The following is a 19,368-nucleotide window of genomic DNA, read 5'->3' on the forward strand; positions in this document are numbered from 1 at the left end:
TGTTATCCAAGCCGTGCTCACAGGCACGCCTGACTAGCGCCTAAAGATGATTGATTTTGCGAAGTCTGCATACTTATAAAACCAACTCAACGCAAACAAAATCGAAAATGGCATTCCCAACCATACAAATACCACATCAAATTCCACCTCAAACCCTGCGGAAATAAACAGGACTGGCAACAATGCCAGCAGGCAGCCTATGGAAAGCATTACGACTAAAATACCCGCCGCCATTATCGCCGAAGACATCAACTTACTTACCGTCACCCTTAGCCTCCTCGTAAAAGCCGTAGCCCTTATAACCCACTCCGCCGACATACACACCCAGCGCAGTACCAAATGGCGTTTTCGTACCTAACAGCGGAATGATAAAATTATTATCCATCTTCGGAACCAAAACCCCGAAGATCGAACCCTTCCTCAACCCATCCGAAGCCCCCATCACGAGAGGGACTTTCCCAAAGCCAGCACCGGCGGAAAGTAACGTATCCGCCCCTTGGTAGACCAATGGACCATAGCCACCTGGAATCAAGTCAAACGCCGACTTAACAGGGTTGTAGCTCTTAGGCTCATCCCCCCAGAAATGGTTGTACATCCCCGTGGTTCCTTCCAAGACATTACCTGCTCCAAACGCACTCATGGGAGCGCCCACGAAGCAGCCCGCAGCAGTGGCGCATAGCGTAACGCCTGCACTCACGGTCATGCCACCCAACCCCGCTGTGACTGCACTTTTTCCGACTGGGATTACATCGGACGTTGTTCCGTCAGCCAGACGATCAAAAAAACTATAGTTAAACAGCCCTTTTTCTTGCTGCACTTGCGCCCACGTAAGTTCATTACTGAGTCCAGCCATATCTGACTCCGTAAGGTATTTATTACGGTACTCTTCGCCGCCTCGTTCAAACTCCGCCCAGCATTTCGTCAGAAAACAGGTCGCTTTTTCGAGATTTTCTTTTTTGAAATCTCCTTTTTCAGTCTCTTGCTGTATAGCGTCAATTTCATCTTTATGTGCAGAACGATTGTAGAGGGTAGCATTTTTCGCAATCCATCCACCTTTCTCGATGGACTTCGCATCAGCATCTTTTTGCGAAGCTGCCGCCAGAACACCGACTATTTGAGAACTCATAGCTAGCAGATTCTTATCACCGCTAACCAACGAATCCAAGTGAACTACAGCCGCTTCGTTAATACCCGCCGCCAGCGCGCCGGTCTTGAAGTCTCCACCGGTGGCCTGGGCAAGTAACCCACCGACCATCGCATGCACCAATATCTTCGGCGGGTAGCCATCAGTCAGTTTGCCCTTGGTGTAATCCCCCACAGCATTGAAGCTTGCCGCTGCCAACGTGTTGAACAAAGCGCCTTTGAGTGCATCACCAAAGTCACCACCTTGCCCGAGCGCTTTGCTCAGCAGCGTCGACGTGCCGTTCTGCAAGGCTTGGTTCGCCGCAAACTGCCCAACGCCGGTCCAGGTGTTGAGGGCTGGCGAAGTGATAACAGCTCCCGTGCCTGGATTGGTCTGCGTGCCTGTCCAACCATCGAAAAGACCCGCCGTCAGGCCTGCCGTTACACCCGATATCACGTAGCCCTTCATTGCATCCGACGAGGTGACGTCCTTGAACACCGCCCCAAGATTGCCCCGGTTATTGATAACGCTGACGCTTGCATTAGTCGCTGCACTTGAAGCAACCGCACCCACCGCCGCTCCCGTAGCACCACCACCCGCCGCAGCCGCAGCCATCGGCCCTACGACCGCAGCCATCACGATCGCGATAATGATCTGCGACGCAGGACCAAGCCCGGAATTGCTGTATTTGAAGCTGTCGTGGATCTCCTTGACTTGATGCCAATCTACATCGCCACGCTTTTCCGCTTCCTTTATCCATGCCAATTGCGGGTCAGCTTTGACCATTGCATCAATGGACTGACTAACGGTTTGCTGATTGACCTGCGTCACATCAATTTTCAAACCATCCACCGCTTTGATCGCAATAGCGCCTGCAGCGGCCATTTGCGTTTGACGCACGGTTTCGTCGGTATTGCCTTTGCCTTTGGATGACACCCAAAAAGCGTTGTTATTGGACTTCTCGTGGCTTTCCTGATGAAGGTCCTTCACACCTTCGAACGTCACACTACCGCCACTGGCAATGGTCAGATCATTGCCACTTTCCAACTTCGCCGCCTGGTACTTCTGGTCACCCTGGCTTTGAATCGTAAGGTCGCCACCGGTTTTTATTTCACTGCCGATGTTGGTGACTTTAGTCACTTCGTCACGCTGGGTTTTCTTAGAGCCCCAACTCCCCTTCTTCTTCATGTCATACAGCGAATAATCGCTGTCTTCAGCCGACAGCAAGCCCAGGTTGCCGCCCGCGACCAGATAAGCCTCATCCCCCGCACTAATGCGGCTGGCGGTCATTAGCAGGTCCTTACCCGCACCAAGCGTTACATCCCCACCCGCATTCAGCGTGGTCGACACCTGGCTCACATGATCTTCCTGACGCTTCTCCTTTTTGCTCTTTCTAGAGGAATGTTCCTCATCCGCCGCCGAAGCCAGAATCAAATCAGCGCCTGCACTCATGCTGATATCGCGTTTCGCATCGATTTGGCTGGCAATCGCCGTGATATCCCGGCCCGCCTTCACGTTGATATCGCGCCCCGCCTCAACGCTTGAGCCATGTTGCGTGGCGCTGCTCGTTTGCAGACGCTTGCCCATGTCCATCGCGTTTTGCTCTTCGGCGGACACGAAGCTCACATCGCGCCCGGCGACGATCGTCATGTCACGACCGCTTTGCAAACCACTGCCTGCGCTGGTTACGTTTTGCCCCGCCTTGATACTCAGATCATTCGCCGCCTCAACCCGCGCAGCGCTATCCACATAATCGCGATGCTGCGAGTACCCTGCCCCTTTGTCATCCCAACCGGTCACGCTGCGTTCGTTGATCACATCGCCATTAATGGCGGTCAGCGTCACATCGCGCCCTTTGATGATGCCTCCGGCTTTGTTGACGATATTGTTGCCCGCCAGCAGGTCCAGGCGGTTGCCTGCTTCGATCAGCCCGCTGTTGGTCAAGTCATTGGCGGCCTTGGCCGACAGGTTGTTGGTGGCCCGCAGGGTGCCGGCGTTAACCAGGTTTTCGCCGGCAATCAGGTTCAGGTCGTTACCCGCGATCAAGGCTCCGGTGGGTGCAAGACGGTTGTTGGCCTGGGCCAGATACAGCACCGGCACCAGGACTTTTTCACCGTTCACTTCGTGCTCTTCCAGCCACACGATGTCATGCGTCAACGCCGCGACCTGTTGCGAGGTGAGGCTGACGCCCATCGACAGGTTCAGTTGCTGCTTGCTGCTGATGGCGTTGTCCATCAGGTACTTGAACAGTTTTTCGTCGGTGGTCTGGCCGTCGATAAAGCGTTGGCCGGTGCGTGCTTGCACGGCCTGCTGAATCAAGCGCTGTTCGTAGAGGCCATCGCCCAGGCGCTTCCAGCTTTCGTCCGGGTTGTAGCCCACGCCTTGCAGCAGGTAGTCCGAGCTCATGAATTGCTTGAGGTCGGTGAGTACCGGGTTGGTTTCGATCAGGTATTTGTGCGGTTGCGATACGGCACGACTTTCCGGCAGCCCCTGGACGCGGCTGATGGTTTGGCTGGCCAATGCCGTGGGTTGGCTGACCTGCGGTGGCTGTACGTTACCGACAACGGGTACGTCGTGGGCCGCCGGGGTAAGGCCCGGCAGTTGGGTATCCGGCGGTGCGATCGCAGCAACGTCTGCACTGCGCGCAACGGTCGACAAGCCCGGCACACGCAGATCAGGGAGAGCCCCGTCAGATGACGTATGCACAACCCTATCGCCTGGCGTTACGGCAGGCAGGTCGATGCCCGGCCGCGAACCATCGACCGCAGGCTGGGGGACACCCGTAGGATTGCGGGCGTCAATGCCATCGACGCGGGTGATGTCTATGCCACTGGTGCGACCCGGTGGCAGGGGCTGCACATCGGCGCTGCCCACGGCGCCGGTATCAATGGCACTGGCAACCGCGTTGACGACACCGGCTTCACGAGCGGCCACGGCAACTTGGCGCGTGCTGGTGGTCACTTGCGCCGCGCCACCCACCTGAATCACACGTTCGTGGGCGCCAGGCAGGGCTTGTTGGCGTTGGCTTGGGTCCAGGCTGGCGCTGCCCAGCGTCCAATCCTGATTACCAGCACCTGCCTGCCCCGTAGTGCCACTTTGGCCACTTAAACGAAACAATCCGTTCTGCCCGCTGGGCAAACCGAAGCCCGGCAGGGTCAAGGGGTTGACCTGCTGTTGGGCAAGGTCGGGCGGCAATTGTGCATTGAGCACTACCACCCGGGTTTTGTTGGCGCCTACGCCGGTGTCCAGCGAACGGCCATCAACCGCCAGCGCGGTCTTGATCACGTTGATGTTGTTGATGCTTTTACTGGCGGTGAGCGCAGCGTTGCCACCGGCCTGAATAATCGCCGGGGCCACCACCTGGGTGCCGCCTTGTACCGCGATGGGCTGGTTGATGCCGGGAAACAGCGACGGGCTGAACCGCGTCATCAAGGCCGCAAACGCCGCCTCATCCACCGGCGAACCCTGCGGGTGCGCACGGTTATAGGCCTGCACCGCGGCGACCATCTGGTTGTATTGGCCTTTGGAGATTTTGGTAATGCCGCCGTACTCCTGGCTCTGGGAGCCGGAACCACCGGTGGCCGCCAGGTTCAGAATGTTCTCGCCGCTGATCGACAGATCGTTAGCAGCCGACACCACGCTATAGCGGTTGGTGAAGTTCTGACCGGTAATCACCATGTTGCGCCCCGAACTGATCGTGGCGGAAGGCGAGTTCGCTTCGATCACACTCTCAACCGTGCGGCTCAGGGACACCGCCGGGCGCCGGTCGCTCCAACCGCCGCTGCAATGCTGGGTGCAACGGATGCTCACGCCCACCGAGGTCAGCTGCTGGTTGAGGGTGAATTTCTCGCGCTCGTTGACCACGTCATTGGCCGACAGTCTGAGGTCGCCCACACTCTCGATGCTGGCAGAAACGTTACGCACACTCTGCGCCAGAGTGCCAGCGGCTACACCGGCCACCGTAAGGTTGCCCAGGCTGTAGATATCCGAATAGTTGTTGGTCAGGCTGCCGAGGTTGAAGGTCGAATCCTGGCCACTGAACAGGAAACCACGTGCGCCGATGCCGCTGGCGGCGTGGTCGTTGAGCAGGCTTTGTGCCGTCAGCACCAGGTTCTGTGAAGCCCCCAACGTGCCGGTGTTAACGATGCTGCCGGCGTTGATGCGCAGGTCGCTGCTGGAGGTCAAACGCCCCCGGTTGAGCAGTTGGCCCCCGGTGGTCAGTTGGGAAGCGCCGCCGCCTGCCACACTGGCGGCTTCATTCACGGTTATCTGCGCGGCACTCAAGCCCAGGTTGCCCAGGCTGCTGTAGCGCCCATTGCCGCCATAACTGCCGGCCAGCGTCAGATTGGCCGTGCCGTCACTGGCGATCAGGCCATCGTTATTCCAGTTGCCGCCGTTGCCCGTCAGGCTGTCGGAGGCGAGTAACTGGCCACTGGCGGTCTGGTTCAAGGTATTGACGTTGACCGTCAGGCGCCCGGCCTGGATCACGCTGCTGTTGGTCCAGCTGTCTGCGGCCAGGGTCAGGCCACCACGGGTCACCAGATTGCCGCCGGCATTGATCAGGTTGGCGGTGGCGATATCAAAAGTGCCGGTGCCGCCGTGCAGCAGACTGCCGCCCTGGTTCAGGAAGCTGCCGGCATTCAGGGTCAGGTCAGCGTTGGAGGTTTCCAGTCGTCCATTGCGGTTATCGAACGCACCGCCGAGCTGGAAATTGGTTTTGCCGCTACGGCCCAGCGCGCGCAGTTGCCCGCCTTGGTTGTCGACACTGGCGCCTGTCACGCTCAGGGAGCTATCGCTTTCAATCACACCGCTGCGGTTGATCAACGCGCCACCAGCGCTCAGCTCAACCGCGCGACCTGCAATTTGCCCGGCGCTGTTGTCCAGCTGTGCACCATTGACTCGCATCAAGCCGGTGGCATACACCCCGCCGTTGGCATTGGCGAAGTAGTTGGCATTGACCACTGCATCGCCGGTCTGCGCAGCGATGAAGCCGTTCTGGTTGTCGAGGCGGTTGGCAGTCAGGTTCAGGCTATGGGCCTGGAGTGTGCCACCCTGGTTATTGAGGTCACCGCTGACGCCCAGGCTCAGGCCGGTCTGGCCCTGAACCTTGCCCTTGGCGTTATTCAATCCCACTGCGTTCAATTGCACGTCGGCGTCCTGGCTATAGATCAGGCCGTCGTTAGTATTTTGCACGATGCCGGTGCTGGTGATCGCGACACGATCCTTACTGGCAAGGGTGCCGCCGCCACTGTTGTTCAGGCCACCGGCGAACAGCGTCAGCAGGCTTTGGCTGATGATTCTGCCCTTGGCGTCGTTGTTGACCTGCATCGCCCGTTGCAGCAGCAGTGGGCCGGAACTGGCAATGCTGCCGCCGCTGTTGTTGAGGGTGCCGAGCAGGTTGAGGGTCAGGCGACCGTTGGTGGCCAACGTGCCGCTGTTGTTGTTCAGGTCGGTGCCGGTGACGGTCATCGCTTGTTGGGCGTTGATCGTGCTTTGGTTGGTCAGTGTTACCGCTTGCAGATCCAGCGTGGTGCCGCTTTCGATCAAACCGCCATCGGCGTTGGTCAGCGCACCGGTCACGATAAGCGTTTGCCCATCGCCACTGGAAAGTACGCCTTTGCCACTGTTATCCAGGCTGGCGGCACTGACGCCCAAGCGGCCCTGGCTAACCAGCGCGCCTTCGTTGTTGTTTTGCAACGCGCCGCTCAGGCGCACATCGATTGCACCGCTGCGGCTGGAGAGCGTGCCGTTGTTACGGTTATCGAGGTTGCCACCACTGACGTTCAGACCTTGCCAGCCGGACAGCAGGCCTCTTGCGGTGTTGTTCATGGCGTCCGCGTTGACAGTCAGCACTTGGCTGCTGATCAGCTTGCCGGCGCGGTTGTCCAGGTTGCGCGCCCTCAAAGCGAAGCTTTGCAGGCTGGAGATTTCACCGCCCTGGTTATTAAGGTCGCCCAGGTTTTTCAGGGTCAGCGGGCCGTTAGTCAGCAGCAGACCGTTGCGGTTGTCCAAATCACTGTTGTTGAGGTCCAGGGTCATTCCCTGCTCACCCACAACGCGACCGCCCGCCAGGGCCAGAGCGTTGAGGTTCGCGGTCAACACACCTTTGGCCGAGACCTCACCGCCGTTGCCGGTGTCGAGGCCGGCGGCGTTGAGATTCAGGGTTTGCTTGGCACTGATCAAGCCTTGGTCCTGGTTGTTCAGCAGGCCATCACTGGTCAGTTGCAAGTCGCTGCGGCTATTCAAAGTGCCGCCTCGGTTGTCGACGGAGCCTGCGTGAGCGTCGAGGCTGGCGGCGCCGATCAGGCCTTTGAGGTTGGCCAGGGCTTGATTGACGCGCAGGGTCAGGCCCTGATTACTCAGCAGCTTGCCGTTGCTGTTATCCAGACTTTGCGCGGCCAAGGTAAAGGCTTGGGCGCTGGAGATTTCACCGTTCTGATTATTGATGCTGTTGAGGTTGTTAAGCGTCAGCGGGCCAATAGCGTTGATCAATCCGCCTTGGTTCTTCAGTTGGCCGTTGTTCAGGTCGAGACTCAAGCCAGCGTTGCTGAACAGCTTACCGCCCTGCTGATCCAGCCCGGTGACGCTGGCGGTCAGCGTCTTGGCGCTGCCGATGCTGCCGCCGTTGGTCAACTGTGCGGTGGTCAGGGCCAGGGTGTCGCCGCTGTTGAGGCGGCCGGTTTGGTTGTTCAGCTCGCCTGTGCTGACCGTGACCGGGCCTTTGCCGCTGATGATGCCTTGCTGGTTGCCAAGATTGGCGCTTTGCAGTGTCAGGCCGCCGTCGGTGACCAGTTTGCCTTCGCTGTTGTTGAGGCTGTCGGTGACGGCGACGCTCAAACCATTGGCGCTGGACAGGCTGCCTTTGCTGTTATTCAGGCTGCGGGCTTTGACGGCCAATGCGTCTTCGCTGCTAAGCACACCCTGGCTGTTATCGAAATCACCGGCGAGATCCAGCTTCAGCGATTGCTGGCTGAGCAGCTTGCCGCCGTTGTTGTCCAGCATGGAGCCGGTCAGCGTCAGGCGCTCGCCGTTGAGTTCGCCGAGGGTGCGGTTGATGACCTGATCGACTGCAAGGCTTAACGTACCGCCTGCGAACACCACACCTTTGTCGCTGTTGTTGAGCTGCTGACCGGTGACGCTGACGTCGGCGTTGCCGGTCAATTCGCCGGTGCGGTTGTCGAGCGTCTGCACGTCAAGTTTCAGCGCTTTTGTGGCGCCTACCAGACCGTTGCGGTTATCAAGGTTTGCGCCGCGCAGGTTGAGCTCGTCGGTGCTGATCAGTTTGCCGTTTTGGTTATCGAGGTTGCTGGCGCTGATCGTCGCAAGCGCCTTGCCCGCGATCTCGCCATTGCGGTTGTCCAGCGTTGCGCTGGTCAGCAACAAGGCACCGTCGGCGATCACGCTGCCGCGTTGGTTATCGAACAATTGGCTGGCGCTGAGGGTGACATCGCCACGCCCGCTGAGCACGCCTTCGGTATTGTCCAGGCGAGTGCTGCGCACATCCAGGCTGGCGGCGTTGAGATGGCCTTTGAGGTTGGCCAGCAGTTGGTCGACACGCAGGGTCAGTGCCTGGTTGCTGATCAGTTTACCGTTGCTGTTATCCAGGTTTTTTGCGACCAAGGTAAAAGCGTTCTGGCTGGAGATTTCGCCGTCGCGGTTGTTGATATTGGCGAGGTTGTTCAGTGTCAGCAGCGGTGCGTTGATCACACCCGCGTTGACCAGTGCGCCGTGGTGCAGGTCAAGGTTGAGTTGTGTGGTGCTGACCAGTTCGGCGCCGTCCAATTGCGTCAGGCCGGTGACGCTGGCATTCATTGCGCCGACGCTGGCGATATGCCCGCTGTTGGTGAGCTGGGTGGCGCTGAGGTCGAGCTTGTCGGCGCTGATCACACGGCCGTCGATGCCGTTGGTGAACTGTCCGGTGTTAACGGTTGCCAGGCCTTGGCTTTTGAGCAGGCCGTTGGTGTTATCCAGGCTGGCACTGGTCAGTGTGAGGTTTTGGGCGCTTTCGACGGTGCCGCCTTGGTTGATTAGCGCCGCTGCACTCACAAGGGTCAACGGTCCTGCGCTGGAAATTTTGCCGCTGGTGTTGTCAATACGCTGGCCTGCCAGCGCCATCGAGCCTTCGCTGGTGAGCTTGCCGCCTGTGTTGTCCAGGCCTGCCTTCAGTTGAAGCGCCAAAGCACGCTGAGCGCCAACAGTGCCATCGGTGTTATCTACTGCAGTGCCGGTAAGCCGAGCGTCCTGGGCAAAGATCAAACCTTTGGCCTGATTGATCACCTCGGCCATCGCCAATTCAAGCGCAGTGCCGGCCAACAACTTGCCTGCACTGTTATCCAGGCGTTGTCCGCTGAAATCGACACTCTGCTGGCTGGAGATTTCCCCGCTGCGATTGTCGGTGCTGCCTGCCTTGAGTTTCAGCACTTTTGTCGCGGCGAGCAAACCGCCGTTCTGGTTATCCACGGTGGCAGCGTTGAGACTCAGATTACCCTTCGCGACCAACTGACCGCCCTGCTGATTCAGCACGCCAATCGTGGCGTCCAGATCATCCTGGCTGGCGATGCGCCCTTTGGCGTTTTCAACGGTATCGAGGGCCAGGCGTACCGGGCCAATCGCGCTGGCCAGGCCGTTCTGGTTGTTCAAGGACTGGCCGTCGAGTGCCAGCGCCTGCTTGCTGTTAAGCACACCTTCACGGTTGTCGAGCTGGCCGACGTGCAGGTTCAGCCCCTGATTGGCGCGCACCGCGCCGCCACGGTTATCCAGGCTATTGCTGCGCAGGGTCAGCAGGTTCTGTCCGGACAGGCGACCGGTGCGGTTGTCCACACTCCCAGCCTGGATGTCCATCACGCCTTTGGCGAGCACGGCACCTTTGGCTTGGTTATCGAGCAGGCCGTCGACTTTCACCGTCAGGCTGCCATCGGTCGCCAGACTGCCGGACTGGCTGTTATCCAGGCTGGCCGCGGTCACGTTCAAACGCTGGCCGGCGCCCAAGGTGCCGGCCTGGTTGAACAGTGCACCGCGGGCGGTCAAGTCAAGGCTGATGTCGCCCATCACATGACCGTCGTTGCGGTTATTCAGGGTCATCGCGTTGACCACTGTGGCGCCGCCGCTGGAGACTTCGCCGTCGTCGTTATGCAGGTCAGCCGCCAACGTTAACGCGAGGTCTTTGGAACTGCTGAATACGCCGTGGGTGTTATCCAGTCGCCCAGCTTGAGCAGCCAGGCCTGCCGCAGAAATGACGCCCTTGAGGTTGATCAGCGCTTGGTCGACTTTGAGGGTCAGCGCCTGATCACTGAGCACATGGCCGTTGCTGTTATCCAGACTTTGTGCGGCCAGGGTGAAGGCACGCTCGCTGGAAATTTCGCCGTACTGGTTGGCGACCGTGGAGAGGTTTTTCAACAGCAACTGACCCGGCGCATGGATCAAGCCACCGGTGTTATCAAGAACGCCCTGATTCATGTCCAGGCTCACGTCGCTGGTGCTGTAGAGCTGCCCACCGTTGCGTTGGTCCAGGCCCGCGAGGCTGGCGGTAAGTGCCTTGTTACTGGCGATGTGGCCGTCAAAACGGTTGTCCACGTTCCCTGCCGTCAACGCCAGGCGATCAGCACTGGTCAGGCGCCCGCCACTCTGGTTATTCAACGCGCCGGTCGTGATGCGCACAGCGCCGTCACCGATCATTTTGCCGCCGCTGTTGTCGATGCTGGCGCTGCTCACGGTCAACGCCATCGCGCTGAGCAGCTCGCCGCTGCGGTTGGTCAGTACGCCGCTGGCGGTCAGATCCAAAGCCGCACCGCTGCTGAGGCGGCCGCTGTCGTTGTTCAGTGTGGCGGTTTGCAGGGTCAGGCTCTTGTCACTGCGTACGGTGCCTTGCTGATTGTTAAGTTGGTCCAGTTTCAGGCTCAGTGCGCCGTTCGCTAAAAGTCGACCTTTGTTGCTGTTGTCGAACTGCCTGCCGTTGAACGACAGGTCGGTGAGGCTGGAGACTTCGCCGCCCTGGTTATTCAGGCTACCAACTTTCACCACCAGCGACTGGCGAGCGTTGAGCAAGCCACCCTCGCGGTTATCCAGTTGCGTGGCGCTTACCTGCATCGGCCCGGTTGCCGTTACGCTACCGCCACGGTTATCGAATTGCTCAATCGCCAAGGCCGCCTGCTGACCGCTGACAAACCGACCGCCACGGTTGATCGCGATGCCGCGGGTAGTGACGTTAAGCAAGCGGTCACCCTGCAACAGTCCCTGGCTGTTATCCAGGCTCATGCTGCTCAAGGTGGTGGTAGCACCGATGACTTCACCGTGGTGATTGTCCAGGGCAGTGTCGACGGACAGTGCCAGATCATCGCGGACGTTCAGCTTGCCTTCAGCGTTAACCAGGCTGTTTGCGTGCAGGTCCAACCCCGTGGCAGCGACCAAGCCTTGGGTGTTGTCCAGCGCACCGGCAACACGCACCACAAGGCCTTGCTCGCTGAGCAATTTGCCGCCCCGGTTATCGAGGCTGCCTGCGGTAAACGCCAGGGCCTGGGCGCTGGAAATTTCCCCGGCCTGGTTATCGACACTGCTTAAGTTGCTCAGTAGCAGCGTGCCCGGCGCGTGAATCAAGCCGCCTTGGTTATTCAGGTGGCCGTGGTTCAGGTCAAGGTTTGCACCCGCTTGGCTGTGGATATTGCCTTTGGCACTATTGTCCAGGCTTGCCGCACTCACCAGCAACGGGCCGGTTGCGCTGAACAGCCCGGCCTGGTTCAGCAGGTGCGCGCTGATCAACGCGCCAAGGCGACCGTCGCTGGTCAGCTTACCGCCACTGTTGTCCAAGCGCGTAGCGGTGATGTCCAGCGCCTGCCCGGCGAACAGCGTGCCCTGGCGATTGTCGATCAAGCCTGAGCTGTTGAGCGAGAGCATCGCGTCGCCTTGCAGCAGGCCCTCGCGGTTATCCAGCGACGCACTGTTGACCGACGCCGTGCGCGCCAATAGCTTGCCACTGCGGTTATCCAATGCTCCGTCGATCTGTGCGATCAGGCCATCACCCGCGCTGAGCGTGCCGCCTTGGTTAGTCAGGCTGGCGGCGCGTACATCCAGCGTTTTAGCCGAGATCAAGCCTTGCGTGTTATCCAGTGCGTGGGCGATACGCAGGGCCAAACCCTGCTCGCTGAGGAGCTTGGCGTGCTGGTTATTCAGGGTATCGGCGGCCAGGGTAAACGCCTGGGCGCTGGAAATTTCGCCGCCTTGGTTATCGACGCTGGCGAGGTTGCTCAGCAGTAATTGGCCAGGGGCGTTGATCGTGCCGCCCTGGTTATTCAAATGCCCATTATTGAGGTTGAGGCTTACGTCACCCTGGCCGAAGAATCGACCATCGTTGTGCTGATCAAGACCACTGATACCAGCATTCAGCATTTGGCCCGCGCTGATGCGGCCGCCCTCACTGTTATCCACTTGGCCGGCGTTCAAATTAAATGCGACGTCACCGCGCAAGGTGCCACGCTGGTTGTTCAGCGGGCCGCTTGATTGCACGCTGAGGTTACGGGCGACGAGACTGCCCTGTTGGTTATCAAGGCTACCCAGGCTGAGGCGTACATCACCTTTGGCGGCAAACAGACCGGTCTGGTTGAGCAATTGTCCGGCAATCACCGCGACCAACACGCCGTCGCTGGTGAGCGTGCCTGCGCTGTTGTCCAGGCGGGATGCATTGAGGGTAAACGTTGCACCTGCCGCCAATGTACCGCGCTGATTGGACACCACGCCGCTGCTGAGCACCAGGGAACGATCACCTTGCAGGCGGCCACTGTTGTTGTTTAATTCACCCGTGGTGGACGCCAGGTCGGTGGCCAGCAACTCGCCGCCGCGGTTGTCCAGCAGGCCTGCGGTGTTCGCCGTCAGTTGATTAAATGCGCGGAGCTTGCCGCCCTGGTTGTTCAGGCTGGCGGCGTTGACGTCGAGGTTCGACGCCGAAACCAGGCCCAACGCATTGTTCATTGCACCGGCGATACGCAGGGTCAGGCCTTGGTCACTGAGCACTTTTCCGGCGCCGCTGTCGAGGCTGTTGGCGGCCAGGAGGAATGACTGCGCGCTGGAGATTTCCCCTTGGCGGTTATCGACCGTGTTGAGGTTGTTAAGGGTCAATTGACCGCCGGCGTTGATCAGGCCGTTGCGGTTATCCCAGTGACCTTGGTTGAGGCTCAACGTCAGTGAGCCTTGGCTGGTGAGCGAGCCCTTTTGGCTGTTGTCGAGGGCGCCAGTATTGACCTGTGCCGTCTGACGCGATGCAATTCGCCCGCCCTGGTTATTGATCAGCCCCGTCGCATTCAGGCTCAGCGATTGGCCGGCCGAGACCAGGCCGGCGACGTTATCCAGTTCATTCAGTTGCAGCGTGACCTGCGCCTGGCTCGACAGCTCGCCGTTGCGGTTGATCAGTTGCCCGATACCCGCCGTGAGGTTGCCGGTGCTGGTGACCAAACCACCTTGGCTGTTGAGCAGTTGCCCGGCGGTGATCCCAAGACTGCCTGCGCTGAGGAGGCGGCCCTGGTTCTGGTTGTCGATCTGCGTGGCCGTCAACTGTGCGTCGCGCCGGGCGCTCAAGGTACCGCCCTGGTTGGCCAGTTCGCCGCTGTTGACGCTGAGGTCGCGGCTGGCGATCACGGTTTTGCCGGTATTGTCGATGGCCTGCGCGGTCAAGCGTACATCGCCCTGGGCATTGCGGCTGTTATCGGCGTTGACGCCTGCTTCGATGATCCCGTTGTTGGTCAAGCGGCCGCCGGCGTCCAGCGCGATGCTGTCCTTGGCGGCCAGGGTTTGTTGCGTGGTGAGCGCACCCTGGGTTTTTACCGACAGATCAGTACCGGCGTAGACCGCCGCCTTGGCTTGCAAGCTGGCCGCTTTGACGGCGACAGAGGTGCCTGCCGTGGTTGTGCCCATGACCACATTGCCCGCAGCATCAATCTGGATATCACCACCGGCGACCATATCGCCCGACAGCTTCACGCCCACACCGGCCTCGGTGCCGATCAGCTTGACCGCGCCCACATACATGCCGCCCAACGCCGACGAGTCAATCGCCAGGTCTGGCGCCTGGCTGCCATCTGCCGCCCGTGCGGTGGGGTTTAAGGTGCGTGCGTCCACATCGTTGCGCCCGGCGACGATGGTGAGTTTTTTCGCCTGGATCTGCGCATTGATGGTGGTAGCGCGGGTGATGATTTCGAACTGGTCGACATTGGTCGCGTTGAGGCCCGCGCCTTCGATGGCGACGTTGCCTTGATCGACTTGATAGCGGCTGATCTGGCCGTTTTCGATCACCGCTTTACCGGTGGTCAGCGTGACTTGCGGCGTGTTGATAAAGCCGCAACCGTTGCAACTGATGCCATACGGGTTGGCGACAATCACATGGGCCGACTGCCCCGCCACTTCGGTGTAGCCGCGCAGTTGGCTGGGGCTCCCGCCGTTGACTTCGTTGAGGATGATATTGGCAGCGGTGCCGCGCAGGTTCGGGTTGCCGACGATGATGCCACCCAGTTGTGTGGCCTGGGTGCGGTCGGTCGCGTTGTTGAGGATGACGCCGTTGGCACCGACGTTATAGTCATGAAATTGGTTGTGCGAGAGGCCATTGGTATTCGGTGCGGCGATATTGACGATGGGCACGCCATTGCCCGCCTGCGCGAGGCCTGTGCCCGGCGCACTGACCACAATGCCGTCGGCCTGGGCCAGCAACGGGTGCCAGAACATCGCGTTGGCCAGGATCAACGCCAACCCGCGTTTAGGCAGCCCCAAAAAGTGGGAACGGCTTTTTACGGCAGCAGAAGGCTGGCGCACGAGGAAGGCGAACTGGCGAACGTCCATGTTGTGTCTCGATACCCGAAGGCGGTAAAAAAATTAAAGGAAAAAATCCATACGGAAATAGATCGGCGCTTCACGCTCTGTGATAGCGGCCGGTCGTTCCAAAGAGTGGGCAAAGGTCACGCTGGCGGCGACGTTTTTGCCACGGGCAAACAGCTCCACCGAGTTGCTGCTCATGCGCCCATGCTGCTCGGCGTTGTAACGGTCGCGGCTGATCACGCCCTGGTCATAACCGAGGCTGGCGCCGTATTCGCTGAGCACCGGTTGCAGCCAGGCCCAGGTCACCGGGCGGCTCCAGCGCAGGTCGTTGCGCCAGTAGCCGCCGCTGTCGCCGGACAGCATCTGGTCCTTGTAGCCACGGATCGACGACTGCCCACCCAGGCTCATGCGCTGCGGGCTGAACAGCACATCTTCGCTGTGCTGGCCGGTCATCAAACTGCTGAAGCTCAAGGACTCGCCCCACAGCTTGAACGGGTACAGGTAGCTGACGGTGGCCGTGTATTTGCGGTAGCGCGCATCGGCCTGGCCGTGGCGCGGGTTGTGATTGGCCTGGGCGTCAAAGGCACCGATGCCGTCTTGCATGCCGAGGTCGATGTTGAGAAATGCACTGCCGATACGTCGGCCGTGGTTGATGCCGAACTGGGCTTCGCTGAGGCGGTTGCTGCTCAGCGCCAGCTTGCTGTCTTCAATGAAGTTATTGGTGCGCAGGTAGGCGACGCCGGTGCTCAGGGAGGTTTTGCTCAAGGCGTCGCGGTGAACGACACGCTCCAGGCGCAACTGGTGGCTCTGGCTGTCGCCGGTCTGCTTGAACTTGAAGTTGTTGGCCTCGGCCCGAGAGCGGTATTCGCTTTCGGTGTAGCTGTAGGTGAGGTTCCACCAGCCGAAGGGCAAGCTGTAGTTGAGCATCGAATTACGCGAGGTTTTCTGGTGATCGCTAACCGCATCGTGGCCGCCACGCAACGAAAGTTGGTCGGCCAAGCCCAGCGGGTTGTCCCAGTCGAGGCTGGCGCCCCACTGTTGTTCGCCGGTGCTGCGCTGGCCGCCGTTGTGCCGCGACAGGCCGACACGCCAGGGCTTTTGCGGGGTGTTTTTGACCAGTACATCACTGCCGCCCACGGCCTTGCCCGGCGCCAGTTCCATCTGCGCCTGGTTCGAGGGCAAACGGTTTAGCTGATCGACCATCTGCTCGATTTCACGCAGGTTGAGCAACTCGCCTTGTTTGCCGGGAAAGCTCATCGCCAGTTGACGGTCGGTGATGCCGCTGCTTTCGGCGCCTTTCAGGCTTTCGAGTTTGCCCTCGACTACCTGAATTTTGAGGTTGCCGCTGGAAAGGTCTTGCTGTGGCAGATAAGCGCGACTGGTGACCAGGCCCTTGGCCAGGTAGCGGTCGGTGATGACCTTGAGCACTTCGTTGAGCTGCGGCACGCCGAGGCATTGGCCGATGTAAGGTTTGATCAGCGCGCTGCGCTCGTCTACGGACAGGGCGTCGGCGCCTGCGAGCTCGATGGTTTTGATCGGGAAGCAACGGGTGTCGGCAGGCGTCGCCGGAGCTGCAGGGGCGGCGGATTTACCGGGCAGATCCTTGAGTTCTTCGAGGCGCCGCTGCTGCTCTTCGAGCAGGCGGTCCTGACGGTCGCGGATCAGGTCGGTGATGCCGGGGGTGTTCTGCGGGGCGGCGGCGTGCGCTAATCCGGCGGTGCCCAGGCAGAAAAAAACGGACAGCAGGCAAAACCTGGTCCGGCGTTCCAAACGCCACATGTCTAGATCCCTCTACATAGCGTTGTGCTATCAATGGGCGGCGATTCTAGGATGGCACTTTGATGGCGTCAATAAAATGTACAAATTTGTTTCAAAAGTGAAACAAATCAGGCTCAGCTTGAAAATTATGTTTTTTTAAAATCATGCACTTAACAAAAATTTCAAAAAATCCAAGGCAAAAAAAAGCCTGCATCTCTGCAGGCTTTTCTCTATCTGGCTCCACGACCTGGACTCGAACCAGGGACCCAATGATTAACAGTCATTTGCTCTACCAACTGAGCTATCGCGGAATGCGCCGTATGTTACTGATTAAAAAGAAGAAGTCAAGCATTGAGGAGCATTTTGACGAATTCCTGCAAATTCCGCTTGCAGCCCGCTACACCGGGCTGGCCATTTCCTTGGCCAGATCCAGCCACGCACGCGCCGCCGGTGGCAGGTGTGCGCTGGCCCGCCAGGCCAGGGCGATATGCCAGTCGGTGTGTGGTTCGTCCAACGCAATCAAGGCGATACCCGCGTGTTGATGTTTTAGCGCGAGCATTCGCGGCAGAAACGCAACGCCCAGCCCGGCTGAGACCAGGTCAACGATAAAGTCGATTTGCCCGCTGCGCGCGGTCACTCGGGGCGTGACGCCTTTGCGCTCACACGCGGCGAGGATCTTGGCGTTCAGGGCGAAGCCGGCTTCGAACAAGATGAACGGTGAATCGGCCAGGTCGGTGAAGTCGATGTGTTTGCGCTGGGCCAGTGGGTGGCTGATGGGCAATACCGCCATCAGCGGTTCATTGCGCACTGGCTGGTAGTCGAAGGCTTCGTCCACCGGCAACAGCAGTGCGGCAAGGTCGACCTCCCCGGCTTCCAGACATTCGCGCAGTTTTTTGCTGCCGTATTCGGTGAGTTCGATCTCGATCTCCGGGTAGCGGCTGCGGTATGCCGCGAACATAGCGGCAAACAGCACGCCGCAGCCCACCGGCGGCAGGCCGATGCGCAGCACGCCGCGCTTGAGGCCGCGCAGGTCGTTGATCTCGGCCACCAGGTCGTTGTGCTCGGCGAGGAGTACCAGGGCGCGGCGGTAGGCAATTTCGCCGGCGGCCGTCAGCTCGTTACGGTGGCCCAGGCGATTGAGCAGCGGCGTGCCGAGCTCGTCTTCGAGGGTCTTGACCGCCTTGCTCACGGTGGATTGAGTCAGGGCCACCACCTCCGCTGCCTGGGAGAAACCGCCCTGGCGCACCACTTCGACAAAGGCCCGCACGGTTCTCAGGTTCATCGGTATTCCTATAGCGACTGGGTATTAGTAATAAAAGTTGTTTTTATCATGCCAGCTTTTTGCTTATGGTGGTGCGACCCAGCTCTGTGGAGAACCCGTTCATGATCATCTCGTCCGCCGCCGACTACCGTGCAGCCGCCAAACGCAAGCTGCCGCGCTTTCTGTTCGATTACATCGACGGCGGCGCCTACGCCGAGCACACCCTGCGCGCCAACAGTTCGGACCTGGCCGAGATCAGCCTGCGCCAGCGCATCCTGCGCAATGTCGACAACCTGAGCCTCAAGACCACGCTGTTCGGCCAGGAGCTGGCCATGCCAGTGATTCTCAGCCCCGTGGGCCTGACCGGCATGTACGCGCGACGTGGTGAGGTGCAGGCGGCCAAGGCGGCGGCCAACAAGGGCATTCCGTTCTGCCTGTCGACGGTGTCGGTGTGCCCGATTGAAGAGGTCGCGTCGCAAAGCCCGCAGTCGATCTGGTTCCAGCTCTATGTGCTCAAGGACCGCGGCTTTATGCGCAATGCGCTGGAGCGCGCCCAGGCCGCAGGGGTGACCACGCTGGTGTTTACCGTCGATATGCCCACACCCGGCGCGCGTTACCGTGATGCGCATTCGGGCATGTCCGGGCCGTATGCGGCGCAGCGCCGGATGCTGCAGGCGGTGTGCAAGCCGCAATGGGCCTTCGATGTGGGCCTGATGGGCCGCCCTCATGATCTGGGCAATATCTCCAAATACCTCGGTAAGCCCACCCACCTGGAAGACTACATCGGCTGGCTGGCGAATAATTTCGACCCATCGATCAGTTGGAAAGACCTGGAGTGGATCCGTGAGTTCTGGAAAGGCCCGATGATCATCAAGGGCATCCTTGACCCCCAGGACGCCAAGGACGCGCTGAGTTTCGGCGCCGACGGCATCGTGGTCTCCAACCACGGCGGGCGCCAACTGGATGGCGTGTTGTCGACCGCCAAAGCCTTGCCGCCGATTGCCGAGGCCGTGGGCGATGATCTCACGGTGCTGGTGGACTCCGGCGTTCGCTCCGGACTCGACGTAGTACGCATGCTCGCCCTGGGCGCCAAGGGTTGCCTGCTGGGACGTTCGACCGTGTATGCGCTGGCCGCCGCCGGCCAGTCCGGGGTGGAAAACCTGCTGGATATCTTCGCCAAGGAGATGCGCGTGGCCATGACCTTGACCGGCGTCACCTCGATTGACCAGATTGACCACTCCACCTTGGTTCAAACAGCCAAATAACTGACGTCACTGCACAACGACTGTGTTGAGTTTTTTAAAACAGTCGTTGATTTATAAGGCGTTTTTGTAAGTTAAACAAAGTGGCATGAATCTCGCTCTAACCCCTTTCAAGCAGGTTAAGCGATGACAAGACGTGTGGCAGGGCCCAGGGGTTATAACCCATGGAA

The 19,368-nt window shown here is 59.8% G+C and carries 5 protein-coding genes and 1 tRNA gene; 1 reads left to right on the forward strand and 5 read right to left on the reverse strand.

What is annotated here, in order from left to right; genetic code table 11:
- Positions 1–33: 33 nt before the first annotated feature.
- From GIW28_RS04290 to GIW28_RS04310, 5 genes are all read right to left on the reverse strand, one after another.
- Positions 34–267, reverse strand: a complete 234-nt coding sequence (locus GIW28_RS04290) for a hypothetical protein (protein ID WP_099548941.1) — start codon at positions 265–267, stop codon at positions 34–36.
- Positions 254–14,941: a two-partner secretion domain-containing protein gene (locus tag GIW28_RS04295; protein WP_236458927.1), complete on the reverse strand. Its 14,688-nt coding sequence runs from the start codon at positions 14,939–14,941 to the stop codon at positions 254–256. The genes GIW28_RS04290 and GIW28_RS04295 overlap by 14 nt, the downstream gene beginning before the upstream one ends.
- A 33-nt stretch (positions 14,942–14,974) precedes the next feature.
- Positions 14,975–16,696: a ShlB/FhaC/HecB family hemolysin secretion/activation protein gene (locus tag GIW28_RS04300; protein ID WP_236447667.1), complete on the reverse strand. Its 1,722-nt coding sequence runs from the start codon at positions 16,694–16,696 to the stop codon at positions 14,975–14,977.
- Between the two features lie 214 nt (positions 16,697–16,910).
- Positions 16,911–16,986, reverse strand: a tRNA-Asn gene (locus GIW28_RS04305).
- A gap of 86 nt (positions 16,987–17,072) precedes the next feature.
- Positions 17,073–17,957, reverse strand: a complete 885-nt coding sequence (locus GIW28_RS04310) for a LysR family transcriptional regulator (protein WP_099548938.1) — start codon at positions 17,955–17,957, stop codon at positions 17,073–17,075.
- 101 nt (positions 17,958–18,058) lie between these two features.
- Between GIW28_RS04310 and lldD the strand changes: the two genes are divergently transcribed.
- A complete protein-coding gene (lldD, locus tag GIW28_RS04315) occupies positions 18,059–19,201 on the forward strand; it encodes an FMN-dependent L-lactate dehydrogenase LldD (RefSeq protein WP_236447668.1) in 1,143 nt (380 codons plus the stop codon).
- The last annotated feature ends 167 nt before the right edge of the window (positions 19,202–19,368 follow it).

The sequence above is a fragment of the Pseudomonas sp. PA-5-4B genome, assembly GCF_021606215.1.
Classification (GTDB): domain Bacteria; phylum Pseudomonadota; class Gammaproteobacteria; order Pseudomonadales; family Pseudomonadaceae; genus Aquipseudomonas; species Aquipseudomonas edaphica.

Excerpts from the sequence above, each read along its gene's own strand:
- GIW28_RS04295 (WP_236458927.1), bottom strand. The coding sequence starts at position 14,941 with ATGGACGTTCGCCAGTTCGCCTTCCTCGTGCGCCAGCCTTCTGCTGCC.
- GIW28_RS04300 (WP_236447667.1), bottom strand. The coding sequence starts at position 16,696 with ATGTGGCGTTTGGAACGCCGGACCAGGTTTTGCCTGCTGTCCGTTTTT.
- GIW28_RS04310 (WP_099548938.1), bottom strand. The coding sequence starts at position 17,957 with ATGAACCTGAGAACCGTGCGGGCCTTTGTCGAAGTGGTGCGCCAGGGC.
- lldD (WP_236447668.1), top strand. The coding sequence starts at position 18,059 with ATGATCATCTCGTCCGCCGCCGACTACCGTGCAGCCGCCAAACGCAAG.